Raw genomic sequence first — 18,498 nt, forward strand, 5'->3', positions numbered from 1 at the left:
CGTTGTCAGCTCATCAATCCTTGGTGTTTTGAGCATGGTGGGATAGCGAATCCGCCGGTGCCTGATCGCGGGGTTCCATGCCGTAATCGCGAATGACACCCGCAACACGTAAGCGATAATCGGCAAAGATACGATTGCGGCCTTCGTTCTGTGCCACCCGATGTTCCGGCACATTCCGCCATGCTTTGACGGCCTCTTCATCGCGCCAGAATGACAGGGACAGAACTTTTCCCTCTGTTGTCAGGGACTCGAACCGTTCGATTGAAATAAAACCATCCATCCCCTCAAGAATCGGGCGCAGGTCGGCCGCGGTGGCGAGATATTCGTCATAATGATCGGGGTGTGGGGTGACTTCGAAAATCACGGCAATCATGGCTTGATCAGCTCCGAATGTGGGGATGAAGCAATTTTCAAAAACTGGCGGTCTTCGCGCAGGACGAATTTCTCGCGCTGGGAAAATGCATAATTCTCCCGTCCCAGCGGATCATCTTTCAGGCGTGCGCGATAGGCTTCATAGGATGCCAGATCGGGCAAATGATAGATACCATAAGCAGTTGTCAGCGATCCTTCATGCGGGGCGAAATATCCGACAAGGTCCGCACCACATCGCGGGATGGCCTGCCCCCAGTTTCGTGCATACTCAATGAAGGCGTCTTTTTTGTACGGGTCGATTTCATAGCGGATAAAACAGGTGATCATGATGATTTCTCCTTCTTCGGGACGGATGGTTCGATTGCGGGTGGGTGAAATGAACTTGAAAATACCGGCGCGAGATTGATCGCAATGACACCAAGGATGGCGCAGAAAATTCCCGTAAGTGTCGAAAGTGTCAGGGGTTCTCCAAGAAGCCCCACACCTAGTAATACGCCAATGCCCGCACGCAGATAGCTTTGGCTGGCGACGCCCATGGAACCCAGAGTCCGCAACAGCCGGAAATAGATCAGAAGGGCAAGTGCGGTACAGAAAACGCCAAGTGTTACAGCGGCCAAAACAGCGTCGATTGAGGGTGAAAGGTTCCATGGCCGGTCAATGATGATGCTGGTCGGGATCAGAAAAATACTGGCCCAGATCATTGTCCCGGCGGCTGAAACGCCGGGGGATAAATGCGATAACTGGCGTCCGTATAATGCAGCACCCGCATACAGGACGGCCCCCGCGAGAATGGCTAACTGTCCGGCAACCTGATCGCCAAGTCCGGCCAAAACCTCCGGCCCGACAATCAGGACAACACCCGTAATGCCAAGCAGGGCACCCAAAAGCTTGTAAGGTCCGGCATTTCTGCGTCCGACAACAACAAGGGTGAAAAGATAGACAAAAACCGGGGAGGTTGAATTCAATACGCTGGCAAGGCCGCTATCGACGAACTGTTGACCCCAGGCAAGTACGGTCCATGCGCCAAGGCTGTTGAAAACGGACTGGATGAATAATTTCCGCCAGGTATTCCCGTCTCGGGGAAATCTTCCAGCCTGCCAAATAATCAATCCACATAGAAACAGGGCGGCAATCCCGACGCGAAATCCAATCAGCGTCAGCGGTGGTATCTCGGCAACGGCAATTTTAATCAGCACATAGGACCCGCCCCAAAGCGTGGCCAGTACAGCCAGCAGGGTAAGTTCAAGTGCTAGATTGGGTTTGGTCTGAAACATGTGTGGCTCTTGGGTGTCAGTTGACTTTGCAAGAACCGGAATAGCCGATTGTTTGCTCTTAATGCTTCGACTAACATCGAACTATGAAAGAAGGACCCGATATTGCCCGCGTGGCCGCATTGCTTGGCGATCCGGCGCGCGCGAATATGCTGACCGCATTGATGAGCGGTCGCGCCTTGACGGCTGCTGAACTGGCGCAAGAAGCCGGGGTGACGCCGCAAACCGCAAGCTCGCATCTGGCAAAGCTAGAAGCAGGATTGATCCTTACCCAGCGCAAGCAGGGGCGGCATCGGTACTTCACGCTGTCGGGCCCGGATATTGTCGAAGCACTTGAAGTCCTGATGGGAATAGCCAACCGGGTTGGGCATAACCGGGTACGCACCGGGCCAAAGGACCCGGAGCTTCGCCATGCGCGGGTCTGTTACGATCATTTGGCCGGCGACATGGGGGTGGCATTGTTTGACGGACTTACCCGGCGCGGTTTGATTGAAACCGACATCAACGGCGTGAGCTTGACCAAAGATGGCATAGAATTCGCCGCCACGTTTGGCATTGATCTTGATGCGCTGCGCAGCAAACGCCGACCGCTCTGTCGGGAATGTCTTGATTGGAGTGCCCGACAATCACATCTGGCGGGATCGTTTGGCGCAGCGTTGCTGCACCGATTTTATGATCTGGGCTGGGCCAAGCGGGTGGCGGAGTCGCGTACAGTTCGGTTTAGCACCGAAGGCGAACGTCAGTTTCGCGACCTGATCAGTCGCTAGCCTTCAAAAGGGCGGCCACAAATTTCGGCACCAGATCCGTGGCCGCACCATAGGCGCTATGATCAAACAAGGTTGCACCTGAACTGGGTTCAAGATTGAGCTCAACCGTTTCAGCAGCGCCTTCTTCATGGGCAATCTGAACAAATCCTGCCGCTGGATAGACATTGCCCGATGTGCCAATTGATATGAAAAGGCCGCAACTGCCCAAGGCGGCATAAATGCGTTCCATCTCAAGCGGCATTTCACCAAACCACACCACATGCGGACGCAGCCCACCAGATTTGCCACAGGACGGGCAGGGGGTTTCCTTGGTCAGATCATCGCGCCAACCGGTCAAAAGATCACAATGCATGCAGCGGATTTTTTGCAATTCGCCATGCATATGGATCAGGTTTTTGGATCCGGCCCGACCATGCAGATCATCAATGTTTTGGGTGATCAGTAAGATATCGCCCGGCCATTCTGCTTCGAGCTTTGCCAAGGCAAGATGGGCTTCATTGGGTTGGATGGCGGGGTCAAGCAACCCGGCCCGTCGATCATTGTAAAAATGATGCACCAGATCGGGATTGGCAATGAAGGCATCCGGGGTGGCGACTTCGGAAATGTCGTATTTCGCCCAGATGCCATCCGGATCGCGAAATGTATGCAGGCCGCTTTCCTTGGAAATACCGGCACCGGTCAGAATGACAATTGGGGCAGCTTCATCACGCAGAATGTCAATCAGATCGGGGCGAAGTGGCATGGGAAGGGATCCTGTCAGGTTGGAAATTGGGGTTTAGGCATTCCGGCTGTTTCATGGATGCGCACCAGCGCGGGCATGACGATTATCGGGCCGTCTTTAGGGTAAATGTCTTGAGAGTGTACGTCATTCGCGTAAAGGCGGGAATCCATCGAGACACAAACTTCGCCACAGGCAAAACAAAACACCCCCGCCAAATATATCTGGCAGGGGTGTTTGATAAACCCGATCCGCTAAAACCGGTTTATGCGTTCTGATATGTCTTAGGCCGAGGTATCGACATTCCCGCCGGGGGTATCGTCCTTGGCAGGTGCCTCGCCCGCCGGATTTTTGGTCACACCGACCATTGCCGGGCGCAGAAGGCGGCCTTTGAGCATGTAACCGGCCTGCATGACCTGTGCGACATGACCGTCCGGGTATTCCGGGTTCGGCATTTCAAACACGGCCTGATGTTTGTTCGGGTCAAGCTTTTCACCAAGCGGTTCAAGCTTTTCAACGCCGTTCTTTTCAAGTGCGCGCAGAAGCGTCTGTTCGGTCATTTCAACGCCTTCAACCAGCGTTTTCATCACCGGGTCGGCAGCAGAGGTGTCGCCAGCAGCATCAAGGGCGCGGCGCAGGTTGTCGCCAACATCAAGCAGTTCACGGGCAAATTTGGTAATCGCATAATTGCCGGCATCTTCGACGTCTTTTTTGGCGCGGCGGCGGGTGTTTTCCACCTCGGCGGCCTGACGCAACAAACGGTCTTTAAGTTCGGCAACTTCGGCTTGAAGGGCGGTGACCGGATCTTCGATCACGATGTCTTCGCTCTCAGCTTCAAGCGCCTCTGCTGCGATATCTTCGGCGGCGGCTTGCTCTGCGTTTACATCCTGCAGATCTTCCGGAGAATTCTTTGCGGTTTCCGACATGGCTAACCTGTTACTTTCACGTTATGCGGCCTGACACGCAGCGCCGCGATTTATCCAATCAGTCGACCGACCAGTTTGGCGGTGTAATCGACCAGCGGAATGATCCGGGCATAATTGATCCGGGTCGGTCCGACAACCCCGATTGCGCCCACAATGCTGCCTTCTGCATTCTGATAGGGCGAAATCACCATCGACAGACCCGATCCCCCGAACAGCTTATTTTCCGACCCGATGAAAATCTGAACGCCTTGGGCGTCCGTCGTTACATCAAGTAATTCAATCATCTGATCCCGGGCTTCGAGAATATTAAACAGGCGGCGAACGGTCTCAAGCTGTTCAATTGTATCGATATTTTCCAACAGCTGGGATTGACCCTTTACAATCAGGGACGATCCTTTGACCCCGCCAGCCCACGTCGCTAGGCCCGCTTCAATCAGATTGGCAGAAAGATCATCAAGCTCCTGCTTGAGCCGATCACGTTCTTGGGTGATCAGCAATCTTGCATCATCAAGTGTCTTTCCTGCCAACCGGGTATTTAGATAATTCGCAGCTTCTGTCAATGCCGAGGCGGGCAAATCAACCGGAACATCAAGGATTCGGTTTTCAACGCTGCCGTTTTGCGACACCAGAACCGCAAGCACCTTGCCCGGCGAAAGGGCAACGAATTCGATCTGTTTTAGTCGAATGCCATCGGTCTTTGGCGCAACCACCAATCCGGCACAGCGCGACAGGCCCGACAGCATGGTCGTTGCTTCGCCCAGCATCTGATCCAGTGAATAGCCCGCCTGTTCGCAATTCTTGGTCAGTTGGTCGCGTTCGGCATTGGGAAGATCACCGACCTCCATCAATGCATTAACAAACAACCGCAGGCCTTTTTCACTGGGAAACCGACCGGCCGAAATATGTGGGGCAACCAAAAGCCCCATTTCTTCAAGGTCGGACATGACATTGCGAATGGTCGCTGCCGACAGGCTTTCAGACATGCGCCGCGCAATTGACCGGGACCCGATGGGCTCGCCGGTTTCGACATAGGCATCGACAATCTGACGGAACACTTCACGTGACCGTGCATTCATGTCGCCAAGCAATGTATCGTCAAAGTGCGCCATGTGTACGTGCCAACCAGTTTAAGCAAATCATGATTGAAGTTGCCGTGAGAATTTAGTCAGGCAATGGCACTGCGTCAATCGCACCGGCATTGCACAACCAATTGAACCGTCACCTGTTTCAAGGCTTTGGTTTGAAAACAGGGTTTCAATCACACGAATCGTCTGAATTCAGACCGGGAAACTGCTGGACCTTTGGCGGGTGTCATCTTACTTTGGGCCAAATTTCCAGACAGTTTGTCTTCTTGTCTTTTGCATGAATACCATACAGCCAACCAAGAGGTTCCCACCCATGCGCCCATCCGGCCGTACCCCTGATCAGCTTCGCAACGTTTCGATTGAAACCGGTGTTTCCAAATATGCCGAAGGTTCCTGCATGATCAAATTCGGGGACACGCACGTTATGTGTACCGCAACGGTCGAAGACAAGGTTCCGGGTTGGATGCGCAATTCCGGCAAAGGCTGGATCACCGCAGAATACGGCATGCTGCCGCGTGCCACCGATTCGCGCATGAACCGTGAAGCCGCCCGTGGCGGTCAGTCTGGCCGGACTCAGGAAATTCAGCGCCTTATTGGTCGTTCGATTCGCGCCGTTGCCGATATGAAGGCAATGGGCGAAATGCAGATGCGTCTGGACTGCGATGTTATTCAGGCCGATGGCGGCACGCGCACAGCCTCAATCACCGGTGCGTATGTAGCAGCCCATCTGGCGTTTCAGGGTGTCCGTCGCCTCGGCCTGATCAAGGAAATCCCGTTCACCCAGCCGGTCGCAGCCATTTCGTGCGGCATTTATAACGGCGAAGCCGTACTTGATCTTGATTACGCCGAAGACAGTAATGCCGGTGCCGATGCCAACTTCGTTCTGGCCGGAAATGGCGGGATTGTTGAAGTACAGGCGACTGCCGAAGACGTTCCGTTTGATCGCGAAGCCTATGACAAAATGTTCGCGCTGGCTGAAAAAGGCTGCAAAGAGCTGTTTGCCAAACAACGCGAGGCACTTGGCCTTTAAGGCTCAGATCTTCGTTCCATGCTGGCCTGCAAATGTCGGGTAGCTGCGCTTCCGATGCTCACGTACTTTAAGTACGTGAGCATCGGTTCTCGCGACCAACCATTTTCGGCTCAGCATGAAACGAATCTCAAGAACCTTATTCTGATCTAATCCTTTAATTAAAATCGCTTTCAGGCAGACACATGGCCCGTCGCTTTACGGAAAAAAAACTCGTTATCGCCAGCCACAACCAAGGCAAGATCAAGGAAATTGGCGAACTTCTCGCACCTTTCGGGATCGAAGTCTTTTCGGCAGGGGATCTTGACCTTCCTGAACCCGAAGAAACCGAAAAAACCTTCATCGGCAATGCGCAGCTAAAATCAACGGCGGCGGCCAACGGGGCGAACCTTCCGGCACTTTCAGATGACAGTGGCCTTGCGGTATCTGCCCTTGATGGTGCACCGGGAATTTATTCCGCGCGCTGGGCCGGGCCGGACAAGGATTTCGAAATGGCGATGGAAAAGGTCCAGAATGGCATCGGATCCCATCCCGATCGTCGGGCATCCTTTATCTGTGCGCTGTCTTTGGCGTGGCCTGATGGCCATGTCGAAAATTTCGAAGGCAAGGTTGAAGGCGAAATCGTCTGGCCGAAACGGGGCCGTCACGGATTTGGCTATGACCCGATTTTCCAGCCCAAAGGCTATGACGAAACCTTTGGCGAAATGAACCCGGCCAAAAAACATGAAATGAGCCACCGTGCCGATGCTTTCCGCCAATTGGTGAAAGCCTGCTTCGAATAGGCATCTTTCGGGCAAACACATTGCATCGAACCCATGCACGCATCGCTGATGTCATCATCGGCGGTGCGTGTTAGTTTATTCGCCCTGCTTCCCGTATTTGAAAAGAGTTTCGCGTGTCCGCACCTATTGTGTCCGCCGCCATGGCCGAAACCGTGCCGTTTGGCATTTACATCCATTGGCCGTTCTGTCTGTCGAAATGCCCCTATTGCGATTTCAACAGTCATGTGTCCAACAGCGTTGATCATGTCCGCTGGCGCAAGGCGCTGCGCGCAGAACTGGCTGCGGGTGCGCAGCGTCATCCGGGGCGCACGGTAGGATCGATTTTCTTTGGCGGTGGGACGCCGTCTTTGATGGATCCGGAAACGGCGGGTGCGTTGATTGCCGATATCAAGACGTTCTGGAACGTGACCGATGATATTGAAATCACGCTCGAAGCCAACCCCGGCACGGTCGAGATTGATCGTTTTTCGGCCTTTGCCGCAAATGGCATCAACCGCGTTTCCATTGGTATTCAGGCGCTTAACGACCGTGACTTAAAGTTCCTGGGGCGTGTGCATAGCGCCAAGGAAGCCTTGCGGGCCCTGGATGTTGCAACCACGGTGTTTGACCGGTTTTCCTTTGATCTGATCTATGCCCGCCCGGACCATGATCCCAAAGCATGGCGTAAGGAACTTCGCGAAGGACTTGATATCGCCAATGGTCATATTTCGCTTTATCAGCTGACGATCGAGCCGGGAACGCAGTTCTATACCCTGCATCAGCGCGGTGATCTTGTCGTGCCCGATGAAGACCTTGCGACCGAACTTTATGAAATCACCCAGGAAGAAACCAGTGCGGCCGGATATGGCTGTTACGAGGTGTCCAACCACGCCAGACCGGGGCAGGAAAGCCGCCATAATCTGGTCTATTGGCGCTATGGTGATTATCTGGGGATCGGGCCGGGGGCACATGGCCGCGAAGCCGTCATTCAACCTGATGGCAGCACGGTCCCGATGGCGGTGCGCCGTCATCGCGCCCCTGATATCTGGCTTGATCGCGTGGAAAAGAACGGTCACGGCACACAGGAAGAAACCGTTCTTGAATCGCGTGAACGCCTGCTTGAAATGGTGATGATGGGCTTGCGCCTGAATGAAGCCATTCCGGTATCGCGGTTTGATCGGATTATCGGCAAAGCCCCGCGTGATGTGCTGGATTCGGAACGGTTGGAAACCTTGATTGTATCGGGTGATCTGGTCTGTGATTCTGCAGGCTTGCGCGCGACCCAACAGGGACGGAACCGTTTGAACGGTGTGTTGGCCTATTTATTCGACCATTCGGCGTGATCACAAAACGGCCAAAACCCAAGAAAACCCGTATGTTTTCGGATCATTCCCGTCTGGTGTGCTGAAGTTTCACCAAACCATCAAAAAGGTGGTTGACACTTCAAGCTGACCGCGTATATTCCGCCCCGTTCCGGCGGGTTCCGCCGAACAAACCAGATGCCCCTATGCCCAGGTGGCGGAATTGGTAGACGCGCTGGCTTCAGGTGCCAGTGGCCGCAAGGTCGTGGAAGTTCGAGTCTTCTCCTGGGCACCATACCCCAGCACATCTTTGATGTGCTGGGGTATTGTCGTTTTGGGCTGACTAATGTCATTGAGAATGATCAAACGATGCATGCAAAGCGAAAAGTTGCACATGTTGTAAAATAAATCTTTAAGTTGCATTAATTACGCATCGCTAATAAATTTGACGAAATTTATTAGCAGGGGGCGATGTGATGCTTTTAAGTTGGCTGCGGTGTTCGTTCCGATCAATTTTACTCTTTTTCAAGAGGGCGCTGACTATTTCTGGTCCTCAAGATGTTTTGGCTTATGTTGGGGTCGCAGCAGTTTTTGGCGGGGCGTTTTGGTTGGATAAAGCTGAGCAACGGCAAAAAAAAATAGAAGAGTTTCACGCCTTTACGCCAAAGTATGAGTTCAAGTTTGATGATCAGATAAAGCAATATCCTGATGATAACGGAAATGAAGTCACAGAGTTAAAAGCAATACTGAAAAATACCGGTAGTGTCCCGTTATATGCTAATGTTTATACTTCAGCTTCAATCGCTTTCTCTAAGGAAAAAGGTGTAGGTATTTCAACTTCCGAGGTGGAATACTCGACAACTGGTAATGTGGTTAATGTAAATGAATCCTTAAATATAAAATCAAAATTTAAAGAGAAAGAAAAAGATTCTATAACATTTAGCTGTACATATGTATTCTATAAAATAAATCCTGTTTTTAATGAGTATTACAGAAATTTCTTTCCTGATGTTGAGGGTGAAAAGTTTTCATCTTTTTACACTAGGATAGTGTCAAATAAGTGGAACGCTCCGAAAGAGTTTAATGCGTGGGACAAGTGCAACGAAATTAAAAGAGATTCATTGGTCGCAGGTGTAGAAAATCTAATCTCAAAAGAAGAATATTCTGAAGCATCAAAACTTATTGTGGGTTACAACTCCACACACCCGTCAGTTCATGCAATCGATTGGGGCAATTATCCTATTCTGTCCGATTTGAGGGACCAGCTCATAGGAAGCAATGAGGGGCACGGCTCCTGATCTAACTCTTCAGGTGAGCTGACTTTTGCGATGCCACACGCGGTTTGCTGTGTTAAGAACAGGCAAATTTTGACATTTGGAGAACCGCGATGACCAATTTCCTCCATCTCGGAGATCTGCCGGACGATCTTGACCTTGGTAAGGTTGTGGCAATCGACAGCGAGACCATGGGCCTGAACCCGCACCGCGACCGTCTATGTGTCGTGCAGCTTTCAAGCGGCGATGGCAATGCCCATCTGGTCAAGTTCGATGGAGAAGATTACAGCGCGCCGAATTTGAAAAAACTTCTCGCCGATGACAGTGTTCTGAAGCTGTTTCATTTTGGCCGGTTTGATATCGCTGTGATGGACAAATATCTTGGTGTGCGCTGTGCGCCGGTTTATTGCACCAAAATCGCTTCCAAGCTGATCCGCACCTATACCGACCGCCATGGTCTGAAAGACGTTCTGCGCGAGACCGTCGGTGTCGAGATTTCCAAGCAGCAGCAAAGTTCTGACTGGGGTGCGCCCGAGCTTTCCCAGGAACAGATCGACTATGCCGCGTCTGATGTTTTGTATCTGCATAAGGCCCGCGAAGAGCTTGATCGTCGTCTGGCACGCGAAGGGCGGACCGAGATGGCGCAGGCCTGTTTTGACTTTCTGCCGACGCGTGCGGCCCTTGATCTGGCCGGTTGGGAAGAAACCGATATCTTTGCCCATTCCTAAGGCCGGTTAACCGCCTGTGAAGATTGAGCATGTATTGGGTACGCGCGGGGTCGGATCAATCGAATTGACCCCCGCACCCGGCAGGTTCATAGTTTTGGCAAATTGACCGGGCATTCTGATCAGTACGCCTTATTTCCCGGGCGGGAAACGTAAACAAGAAACAGATGACAGTGACCCCAGATTCCAAAGCCTTATCGAGTACCTCCCCCATTCCGGCCTCTGATGCCGATCTTGCGATTGCGCGTCGGGTTCTTGATATCGAGGCAAACGCCCTTCGTGAACTTGCAGATTCGCTCAATGGCGAGTTTTGCGATGCGATCAATCTGATCGAAGGCCTTAAGGGCCGGTTGGTGGTCACAGGCATGGGCAAAAGCGGTCATATCGCCAAAAAGATCGCAGCGACCTTTGCCTCGACCGGAACGCCGTCTTTCTTTGTCCATCCGGCCGAAGCAAGCCACGGCGATCTGGGCATGATTGGCAAGGATGATGCGGTTCTGGCGCTGTCCAATTCCGGTGAAACCCCGGAACTTTCCGATATTATCGCCTTTACCCGGCGTTTTAACGTGCCGCTGATCGGCATGACGCGTAAACCGGGAAGCTCGCTTGCCAAGCAAAGCGACTGCCCGCTGGTGCTACCTGCCAGCCCGGAAGCCTGCCCGAACAAACAGGCCCCGACGACCTCAACCACCGCGATGCTGGCCTTGGCCGATGCGCTGGCGGTGACATTGATGGAGCGTCGCGGGTTTTCGGCCGAAGATTTCAAAACCTTCCATCCCGGCGGCAAGCTGGGCCAGCGGTTGCTGCATGTTCGTGATGTCATGCATCCGGCCGATAGCCTGCCCTTGATCGCCAAGGACGCGCTGATGTCCGAGGCCCTTGTCACCATGACCGGTCGGTCATTTGGTTGTGTCGGGGTTCTGGGGGATCGGGGCGAGTTGGTCGGGATTGTGACCGATGGCGATTTGCGCCGTCACATGGCCGATAATCTGGTGGCGATGAAGGTTTCTGATGTCATGACCGCGGGGCCGAAAGTCACCCACGAAGGGGCATTGGCGGTCGAAGCCCTTGCGATCATGAATGATCGCAGCATCACCGCATTGTTCGTTCTCGATGAGGGCGGTGTGCCTGCCGGGCTTGTTCATATCCATGATCTGTTGCGTTCAGGAGTGGCATAAGGATGAGTCTCGAGGGCAATCCAAAGGTCGATTCCCGAAGGGCCCAGGGCCTTTCGCGGGACCGGTTGCCTTCTGGCCGGCGGGACGTGCGCATTAATCCGTTCCGACGGGTGATTGTGACGATGCTGAAATTCGTCTTGCCGCTGATTGCCCTGACCTTGATGGCGCTGGTGGTTTTATGGCCGCAGATCGAACAGGTTCAAGATAGCGGTTTTCGTCTTGGGTTTTCATCCTCACCCGAAGATTTGATGGAAAATGTCGCCATGACCAACCCGCGCTTCTTTGGCGTGGATGGCAATCGGCAACCCTTTACCGTGACCGCGCGTGAAGCAGTTGAAACCCCCGAAACAGCGGCGCGCACCGATCATGTTTATCTTGAAGCGCCACAAGCTGATATCACGCTTGAAGACGGGTCCTGGATCGCGCTGACGGCGAATGAAGGGTTCTATACCGAAACCGATGGTATGCTGGATCTTGTTGGTACGGTGAACATGTATCACGATAACGGCTTTGAAATTCATACCGAAGAAGCCGAAGTCGCGATGAATTCCGGCAGTGCCAGTGGTGACGTACCTGTCGATGGACAGGGACCGTTTGGCACGATCAAATCGGATTCAGGGTTCGAGCTTGAAGATAAGGGGGCGGTTATCCGCTTTCTCGGGAAATCCCATCTGGTGATTTTCGATAGCGCATTGAAAGGGAAGTCATGATCGCGATGCCGCTTCTAAGCCAAAAAGCTGGCAAAATTCTGATGGCACTGCTTTTGGGCAGTGCTGTTGTCGGGCTTTATGGCCTGCCAAAGAATGCGCAGGCAGATCCGTTGGGCCTGGCACAGAATGGTGCGGGCGGATTGGAAGTTGAATCCGATAACGGCATCGAATGGCGTCGCAATGACCAAACCCTGATTGCGCGCGGGAATGCGGTGGCCAAACGCGGCACATCGCGCGTTGATGCCGATGAACTTCAAGCACTTTATCGCGACCGCGACGGCAATAGCGAGATTTACCGCATTATCGCAACCGGCAATGTCAAACTGTCGTCCGATACCGATGTCGCAACCGGTGACAAGGCGGTCTATGACATTGACGAATCCGTGGTTGTCCTGACCGGTGAGAATTTGAAATACACGACACCAAATGAAACCCTGACCGCGCGGGATAGTCTGGAATATTGGGAAACCAAACGGATTGCCGTTGCCCGTGGGGATGCGGTCGCCGTTTCGGAAGACCGCACCTTGCGCGGTGATACGTTGACCGCACGGTTCGATGCCGCAGAAGGCGGGGCAAACGAATTAAGCCGCATTGACGGGCAGGGGAATGTGAACATTCGTACCTCTACCGACTTTGTTGTAGGCGATCAGGGGGTTTATGATGCTAAAACAGGTATCGTGACCTTGACGGGATCGGTTAAGATCACGCGTGGCGAGAACCAGTTGAACGGGGATCGTGCCGTGGTTGACCTCAATACAGGGGTCAGTCGCCTGACTGCAGATGGTAATGGCGGGGGCAAAGCCCGCGTTCGTGGCCTTCTGGTTCCTGAAAAAGATGAAAATAATAACCCGGGTGATGCCGGGACCGGTAACTGAGGAAAGGTCGGTAATTTGTTCTGGTCGCGCAAAAGCGGAAAATCCGACGGTTCAAAGGCGCCTGTTGTTGCTGGCGCAGCTCAAACATCCTCAGCAGGTGGCCCGCGTCTGATCAGTGCCAATAAGGGCCTAGTGGCGCATAATCTTGGCAAAAGCTTCAAGAAGCGCCCGGTGCTTAAAGACGTTTCCATATCGGTTCAGCGCGGCGAGGCGGTTGGTCTTTTGGGCCCGAACGGTGCGGGTAAAACCACCAGTTTCTATATCATTACCGGCCTAATCGCATCAGATCGCGGCAGCATTTCCCTTGATGGGCGCGATATCACCGCGATGCCGATGTATCAGCGCGCACGCATGGGAATCGGCTATTTGCCGCAGGAAGCGTCAATTTTCCGCGGCATGACAGTCGAACAAAACATCATGGCTGTTCTTGAAGTGGTCGAAGATGACCGCATCAAACGTGAACAAAATCTTGAAGACCTTCTGGCCGAATTTGCGATCGAGCATCTAAGACGCACACCGGCCCTTGCCCTGTCGGGCGGGGAACGCCGCCGTTGCGAGATTGCGCGTGCCCTTGCGGCCCATCCGAACTTTGTTCTTCTTGATGAACCACTGGCCGGGATTGACCCGATTGCCGTGGGGGATATCCGTGATCTTGTCCGTCATTTGAAAGATCGTGGCATTGGGGTCTTGATTACTGACCACAATGTGCGCGAGACTCTAGACATTATCGACCGGGCATATATTTTGCATGATGGTCGGGTTTTGATGGAAGGTGGTCCTGATGAGATCGTCAGAAATGACGATGTCAGAAGGGTTTATCTGGGTGATCGTTTCAGCCTTTGATAAAAACACCGGACAAAGATACCAGTCTCGGGGGGGAGTTCGGATTGACACGGGGTAGTGCATAAATGGCCCTGAAGGCGCGGCTGGATTTACGTCAGTCCCAGTCACTCGTCATGACGCCGCAGCTGCAGCAGGCGATTAAACTGCTGCAATTCAATAATATTGAGCTTTCCAATTTCATTGATAGCGAGCTTCTGGAAAATCCGTTGCTTGAGCGGGCTGATCCCGGCCAGACCTTTGCCGAAAGTGGTGATGGGGCGGTCGGCAATGGCGATGACGGGATAGATAGCCGATCAACGGACAATTTCACGGATCGCGATGACCAGTTTGGTACAGATCGCCTGACCGCCAGTGAAACCATGGGCAATGACGATGGTCCGCTTGATGTGGCCAGTGATGCGCTGTATGGCGGTGAAGGTGAAATTTCGCGCAATGGTGAACCGGTTGCGGGCAACCATGATTATTCATCACCCTATAGCGGCGGGGCTGGCGGCGGTGCCGGTGGTTCGGGGGCTGGCAGCAGCGATGATCTGCCCGGCCTTGAACAAACCCTTGCCGATGAAGCAACCTTGCGCCAGTTGCTTGACGATCAGATGAACATTGCCTTTGCCGATGCATCCTCGCGCATGATTGGCAGCTATCTGATCGATATGCTTGATGACAACGGCTATGTCAGCGGCGAACTTAGCGAAGTTTCAGGCGCCCTTGAATGCAGCATAGAAGACGTTAAGCGTGTTCTGGGTGTGATGCAGGGCTTTGATCCGGTTGGCATTTTCGCCCGGGATCTGGCCGAATGTCTTGAACTGCAATTGCGTGATCTGAACCGCTTTGATCCGGCGATGGCGGCCCTTCTGGCCAATCTTGAATTGCTGGCAAAGCGTGAATTCGATCGGTTACGCCGGGTGTGCGGTGTTGATGCCGACGATCTGCATGACATGATCGCCGAGATTAAAAACCTTGATCCCCGCCCGGGCAAAACCGCCGATGGTGAAATTGCCACACCGGTTATCCCGGATGTCTTGATGCGCGCAGCCGGCAATGGCAATTGGCATCTGGAGCTTAACACCGACGCGCTTCCGCGTGTTCTGGTCAATGAAGAGTATGTTGCCCAGATCGGGGCGGGTTTACGGGACCGCGAAGAACGCGGTTTCATGAGCGAAAGACTGCAAACCGCCAATTGGCTGGTCAAGGCACTGCATCAGCGGGCGACCACCATCATGAAGGTGGCCAGTGAAATTGTCCGCCAGCAAGACGGGTTCTTTAGTCACGGTGTATCGCATCTGCGGCCCTTGATCCTGCGTGACATTGCCGAGGCCATCGGCATGCATGAAAGCACGGTTTCGCGTGTCACCAATGGCAAGTTCATGTCGACGCCGCGCGGCATGTTTGAACTGAAATACTTCTTTACCACCGCGATCTCGTCGTCGGATGGCGGGGATTCCTATTCTTCTGAATCTGTGCGTCATCGGATCAAGTCATTGATCGATAAAGAAGAACCGAAAAAGATTTTGTCAGATGACAAACTCGTCGAACTTCTTGGTAAGGAAGGGATCGACATTGCCCGCCGAACAGTGGCAAAATACCGCGAAGCGATGCGCATTCCTTCGTCGGTCCAACGTCGGCGCGAAAAAAAATCACGTGCTTCTTAGCATAAATTTTTCGAAAAAATACACTACAAGGTACTGTAATATAAGGAAATACACCCATATCTTGACTTGGCAATGACGAGGGAATATGGTGCGGCCTCCTGATTGAGGGGCACCAAACATCCATATGTACTTGGAAGTCACTCAACTGGGGATAGGCGATCCATGCAAATTACGGTTATTGGTAAGCAACTTGACGTCGGTGATGCTCTTCGGCAGCACGTCGTCGACACCTTGGACTCTGCGGTAGAGAAGTATTTCGATCATGCGATCGAGGCCACGGTGACAATCACCAAACAGGCACATCTCTATCAAACGCAAATTTCGGTCCATGTTGGCAAGGGCATGATGGTACAGGCCAAAGCATCGGTGGATGAAATATATCCCGCCTTTGATTCGGCCTGCGACAGAGTGGCCAAGCAGTTGCGGCGCTATAAAAGGCGCCTGCGTGATCATCACGCAAGCCGTGACCACCATGAGCAGGCGCGCCTGGATGCGATTCACTATGTAATCGCGCAAGAAGATGACGATCATTCGGATGACACTCACGTAAATGGCTATGAACCAGTGATTGTTGCCGAGACACCGGATCGTATTGATACGCTCTCTGTTGGAGAAGCGGTCATGCGGCTCGACTTGGGGGACATTCCGGCACTTATGTTCCGGAATGGCAAACATGGCGGATTGAATGTTGTGTATCGTCGCACTGACGGAAATATCGGTTGGCTTGATCCAAACGATACAGATGCCGGTGTTGCTTGACGAACACGGATTCTGAGCCAAACAAAACAACGCGAAAAATGGACATATCATCTATACTTACCCCGTCCGGGGTCATTCCGGCACTGCGGTCCGGTGCGAAAAAGGCTGTGCTTGAGGAGCTTTCCGAAAAAGCGGCCGAAGTTACCGGACGCGATGCAAGCGAGATTTTTTCTGTCCTGCTTGATCGTGAGAAACTTGGCAGCACTGGCGTAGGCGGTGGTGTCGCGATTCCACATGGCAAGCTGAATGATCTTGATCGTCTGTACATGGTCTTTGCCCGTGCACAGAACCCGATCGAGTTCGATGCAGTTGATGAACACCCGGTCGATCTGTTTTGCATGTTGATTGCACCAGAAGAAGCCGGTGCCGATCATCTGAAGGCGCTCGCACGGATTTCCCGTCTGCTGCGCAATCAGGGCATGTGCGATAAGCTGCGTGGTGCTGGCTCAGCCGATGCGATCTATGCGCTACTGACACAGGACGAGGCTGAACAAGCCGCCTGAAAGGGTCAGTAACCGGCGGGTAGTCCCCGTATCGCATAAGCAGAAACACAGAATTAAAAACCGGACGCCCCATTTGGCGTCCGGTTTTTCTATTTGGGCGTGGTTATTCGTCTGTTTTCCCCGTTCAGGGCCGTAAAATCGGCCATGGAAGCGGGAAAGGAAACGGTTTGATCAACTGCCCGATTGCGTCTCTGCCGGCTCTGACGGGGTTTGTACGTCGGTCAGGCGCCCGGCCAGCACAACAAGGTACAGAACCGGAATGCCGATAATCGCGGTACCGATAAAGAACCAGCTATAGCCAACCGCATCGACCACCGTGCCTGAGAACCCGGCCAGAATTTTGGGGAACAGGGTCATGATCGAACTAAAGATCGCGTACTGCATGGCGGTGAAGGAAATGTTGGTCAGGCCCGACAAATAGGCAATGAAGGCGGCTGTCGCCAACCCGCCTGATAAATTATCGGCCATGATCACCACGGCAAACATCACGGTGTCCGGCCCCATCTGTGCCATAAAGGCAAACAGGATATTGGTCACCGCCGACAAAAGTGCGCCAAGAAACAGGATCTTCACCACGCCATAGCGCACCGAAAGAAGCCCGCCCAGGAAGCTGCCGGCAATGGTCATGAACAGGCCAAAGGTCTTTGAAACGGCGGCGATTTCTTCCTTGGAAAATCCGATATCTGTGTAAAACACATTGGCCATCACGCCCATGACGATATCGGCAATGCGATAAACGCCAATCAGGACCAGAATAACGATCGCGGCCTTGCCATATCGATCAATGAAGTCCTTTACCGGCGAAATATAGGTTTCTTGCACCATACCCGTCGGCGTCAATCCAATACGGGTGGTCAGCCAGGCCACCAGAATGGCCACCGCAATCGAAATCGCCAGTTTCAGGGTGCCGGCAATAAAGCCTGAAAGCTCCTTGATCATGCCGCCGTCGCTCAGTGCTGTTTTGAGCGGATCGGTGATCTCCCCAGCATACAGATTGGCAAGGATGAAGGCGACGACGGTCACCGCGAACATCGCAAGGAAACGAACATAGTCAGATGTTTCGTGGAAATATTTGCTCTCGGCGCGCGGCGCATTTGGTTCGCTGACCAAAAGGGTTGTGATGACACCAATGCACATGGCAAGCGCCATGCAGCCATAAGCCATGGTCCAGGCAAACGGTTCGTACGTTCCTTCGGCTTCAAACAGGCCGGCAATGGTCAGCGCACCGGCACCCGCGACAATCATGCCGATACGATAACCGCCAATATAGGCCGAACTCATCATCGCCTGCAGATCGGCATCCGCCGCCTCGATACGATAGGCATCAATGACGATGTCCTGGGTCGCAGACGCAAAACCAAGGGCAACCGCGGCAAAGGCCATCATGGTCAGGTTTTCGGCCGGGTCTGTCAGACCCATCCACAGGATGGCGGCAATGATGGCTGCCTGGGCAATGATCAACCAACTGCGCCGACGCCCCAGAATGCCATGCAATACCGGGAAAGGCAGGCGATCAATCAGCGGCGCCCAGACAAATTTGAAGGAATAGCCAAGGGCCGCCCAACTGAAATAGGTCACGGTGGAGCGATCAACCCCGGCTTCGCGCAGCCAGATCGACAGGGTGGAGAAAATCAAAAGGATGGGAATGCCTGCCGACAATCCCAGAAACAGCATCGTAATCACGCGTGGGTGAATGAAGGCGCCAAAGGCCTCGCCCCAGCTTTTCTTTTCTGCGCTGTGCATCGATTTTCCCC

20 protein-coding genes and 1 tRNA gene are annotated in these 18,498 nt (G+C 53.3%); 14 read left to right on the forward strand and 7 right to left on the reverse strand.

The window, feature by feature from the left end; all coding sequences use genetic code 11:
- Positions 1–13 precede the first annotated feature (13 nt).
- Genes RIC05_RS05450 through RIC05_RS05460 form a run of 3 tightly spaced genes read right to left on the reverse strand, consistent with a single transcriptional unit; the run spans position 14 to position 1,646 of the window.
- On the reverse strand, positions 14–373 hold the full coding sequence (locus tag RIC05_RS05450; RefSeq protein WP_350045021.1) for an antibiotic biosynthesis monooxygenase family protein: 360 nt from the start codon (positions 371–373) through the stop codon (positions 14–16).
- Entirely contained in the window at positions 370–699 is a 330-nt protein-coding gene (locus RIC05_RS05455; RefSeq protein WP_350045020.1) for an NIPSNAP family protein, read from the reverse strand. The genes RIC05_RS05450 and RIC05_RS05455 overlap by 4 nt, the downstream gene beginning before the upstream one ends.
- On the reverse strand, positions 696–1,646 hold the full coding sequence (locus tag RIC05_RS05460) for a DMT family transporter (RefSeq protein WP_350045019.1): 951 nt from the start codon (positions 1,644–1,646) through the stop codon (positions 696–698). Before RIC05_RS05460 ends, RIC05_RS05455 begins: the two co-directional genes overlap by 4 nt.
- Before the next feature lie 83 nt (positions 1,647–1,729).
- Here RIC05_RS05460 and RIC05_RS05465 point away from each other — a divergent pair, with 83 nt between their 5' ends.
- Complete coding sequence (locus tag RIC05_RS05465) at positions 1,730–2,410, forward strand: ArsR/SmtB family transcription factor (protein WP_350045018.1); 681 nt, start codon at positions 1,730–1,732, stop codon at positions 2,408–2,410.
- On the opposite strand, the gene RIC05_RS05470 is transcribed toward RIC05_RS05465, so the two are convergent.
- The 3 genes from RIC05_RS05470 to hrcA all read right to left on the reverse strand — a co-directional run bounded on the left by RIC05_RS05470 (position 2,400) and on the right by hrcA (position 5,163).
- A complete protein-coding gene (locus RIC05_RS05470) occupies positions 2,400–3,152 on the reverse strand; it encodes an NAD-dependent deacylase (protein WP_350045017.1) in 753 nt (250 codons plus the stop codon). The two genes, RIC05_RS05465 and RIC05_RS05470, sit on opposite strands and share 11 nt — an antisense overlap.
- 260 nt (positions 3,153–3,412) lie before the next feature.
- Positions 3,413–4,054, reverse strand: coding sequence for a nucleotide exchange factor GrpE (grpE, locus tag RIC05_RS05475; protein ID WP_350045016.1), 642 nt, complete (start codon positions 4,052–4,054; stop codon positions 3,413–3,415).
- A gap of 50 nt (positions 4,055–4,104) precedes the next feature.
- Positions 4,105–5,163: a heat-inducible transcriptional repressor HrcA gene (hrcA, locus tag RIC05_RS05480; protein WP_350041125.1), complete on the reverse strand. Its 1,059-nt coding sequence runs from the start codon at positions 5,161–5,163 to the stop codon at positions 4,105–4,107.
- A 289-nt stretch (positions 5,164–5,452) separates the two neighbouring features.
- On the opposite strand from hrcA, the gene rph reads away from it, so the two are divergent.
- From rph to ptsN, 13 genes are all read left to right on the forward strand, one after another.
- Positions 5,453–6,169 (forward strand): ribonuclease PH, encoded by a 717-nt coding sequence (rph, locus tag RIC05_RS05485; RefSeq protein ID WP_350045015.1) that lies wholly within the window; start codon positions 5,453–5,455, stop codon positions 6,167–6,169.
- Between the two features lie 182 nt (positions 6,170–6,351).
- The gene (gene rdgB / locus RIC05_RS05490; RefSeq protein ID WP_350041127.1) at positions 6,352–6,948 is read left to right on the forward strand and encodes an RdgB/HAM1 family non-canonical purine NTP pyrophosphatase; all 597 of its coding nucleotides are present in this window, start codon (positions 6,352–6,354) and stop codon (positions 6,946–6,948) included.
- Positions 6,949–7,088: 140 nt separating this feature from the next.
- On the forward strand, positions 7,089–8,270 hold the full coding sequence (gene hemW, locus RIC05_RS05495) for a radical SAM family heme chaperone HemW (RefSeq protein ID WP_502989542.1): 1,182 nt from the start codon (positions 7,089–7,091) through the stop codon (positions 8,268–8,270).
- A gap of 166 nt (positions 8,271–8,436) precedes the next feature.
- Positions 8,437–8,523: transfer RNA gene (locus tag RIC05_RS05500), tRNA-Leu, on the forward strand.
- A gap of 181 nt (positions 8,524–8,704) precedes the next feature.
- A complete protein-coding gene (locus tag RIC05_RS05505; protein WP_350045013.1) occupies positions 8,705–9,526 on the forward strand; it encodes a hypothetical protein in 822 nt (273 codons plus the stop codon).
- Positions 9,527–9,615: 89 nt separating this feature from the next.
- Positions 9,616–10,230: a ribonuclease D gene (locus RIC05_RS05510; RefSeq protein WP_350041136.1), complete on the forward strand. Its 615-nt coding sequence runs from the start codon at positions 9,616–9,618 to the stop codon at positions 10,228–10,230.
- Positions 10,231–10,394: 164 nt separating this feature from the next.
- Positions 10,395–11,405, forward strand: coding sequence for a KpsF/GutQ family sugar-phosphate isomerase (locus RIC05_RS05515; protein ID WP_350045012.1), 1,011 nt, complete (start codon positions 10,395–10,397; stop codon positions 11,403–11,405).
- Positions 11,406–11,407: 2 nt separating this feature from the next.
- The gene (gene lptC / locus RIC05_RS05520) at positions 11,408–12,115 is read left to right on the forward strand and encodes an LPS export ABC transporter periplasmic protein LptC (RefSeq protein ID WP_350045011.1); all 708 of its coding nucleotides are present in this window, start codon (positions 11,408–11,410) and stop codon (positions 12,113–12,115) included.
- The gene (locus RIC05_RS05525; protein WP_350045010.1) at positions 12,112–12,990 is read left to right on the forward strand and encodes an LptA/OstA family protein; all 879 of its coding nucleotides are present in this window, start codon (positions 12,112–12,114) and stop codon (positions 12,988–12,990) included. Before lptC ends, RIC05_RS05525 begins: the two co-directional genes overlap by 4 nt.
- Before the next feature lie 15 nt (positions 12,991–13,005).
- Entirely contained in the window at positions 13,006–13,833 is an 828-nt protein-coding gene (gene lptB / locus RIC05_RS05530; protein ID WP_350041140.1) for an LPS export ABC transporter ATP-binding protein, read from the forward strand.
- A gap of 65 nt (positions 13,834–13,898) precedes the next feature.
- Entirely contained in the window at positions 13,899–15,482 is a 1,584-nt protein-coding gene (gene rpoN / locus RIC05_RS05535; protein WP_350045009.1) for an RNA polymerase factor sigma-54, read from the forward strand.
- Between the two features lie 162 nt (positions 15,483–15,644).
- Entirely contained in the window at positions 15,645–16,241 is a 597-nt protein-coding gene (gene hpf / locus RIC05_RS05540; RefSeq protein ID WP_350041142.1) for a ribosome hibernation-promoting factor, HPF/YfiA family, read from the forward strand.
- Between the two features lie 38 nt (positions 16,242–16,279).
- The gene (ptsN, locus tag RIC05_RS05545; RefSeq protein WP_350041143.1) at positions 16,280–16,744 is read left to right on the forward strand and encodes a PTS IIA-like nitrogen regulatory protein PtsN; all 465 of its coding nucleotides are present in this window, start codon (positions 16,280–16,282) and stop codon (positions 16,742–16,744) included.
- A gap of 171 nt (positions 16,745–16,915) precedes the next feature.
- On the opposite strand, the gene RIC05_RS05550 is transcribed toward ptsN, so the two are convergent.
- The gene (locus tag RIC05_RS05550; RefSeq protein ID WP_350045008.1) at positions 16,916–18,487 is read right to left on the reverse strand and encodes an AmpG family muropeptide MFS transporter; all 1,572 of its coding nucleotides are present in this window, start codon (positions 18,485–18,487) and stop codon (positions 16,916–16,918) included.
- Between the last annotated feature and the right edge of the window lie 11 nt (positions 18,488–18,498).

Origin of the sequence: Thalassospira sp., assembly GCF_040218635.1 — a bacterium.
Classification (GTDB): Bacteria; Pseudomonadota; Alphaproteobacteria; order Rhodospirillales; family Thalassospiraceae; genus Thalassospira.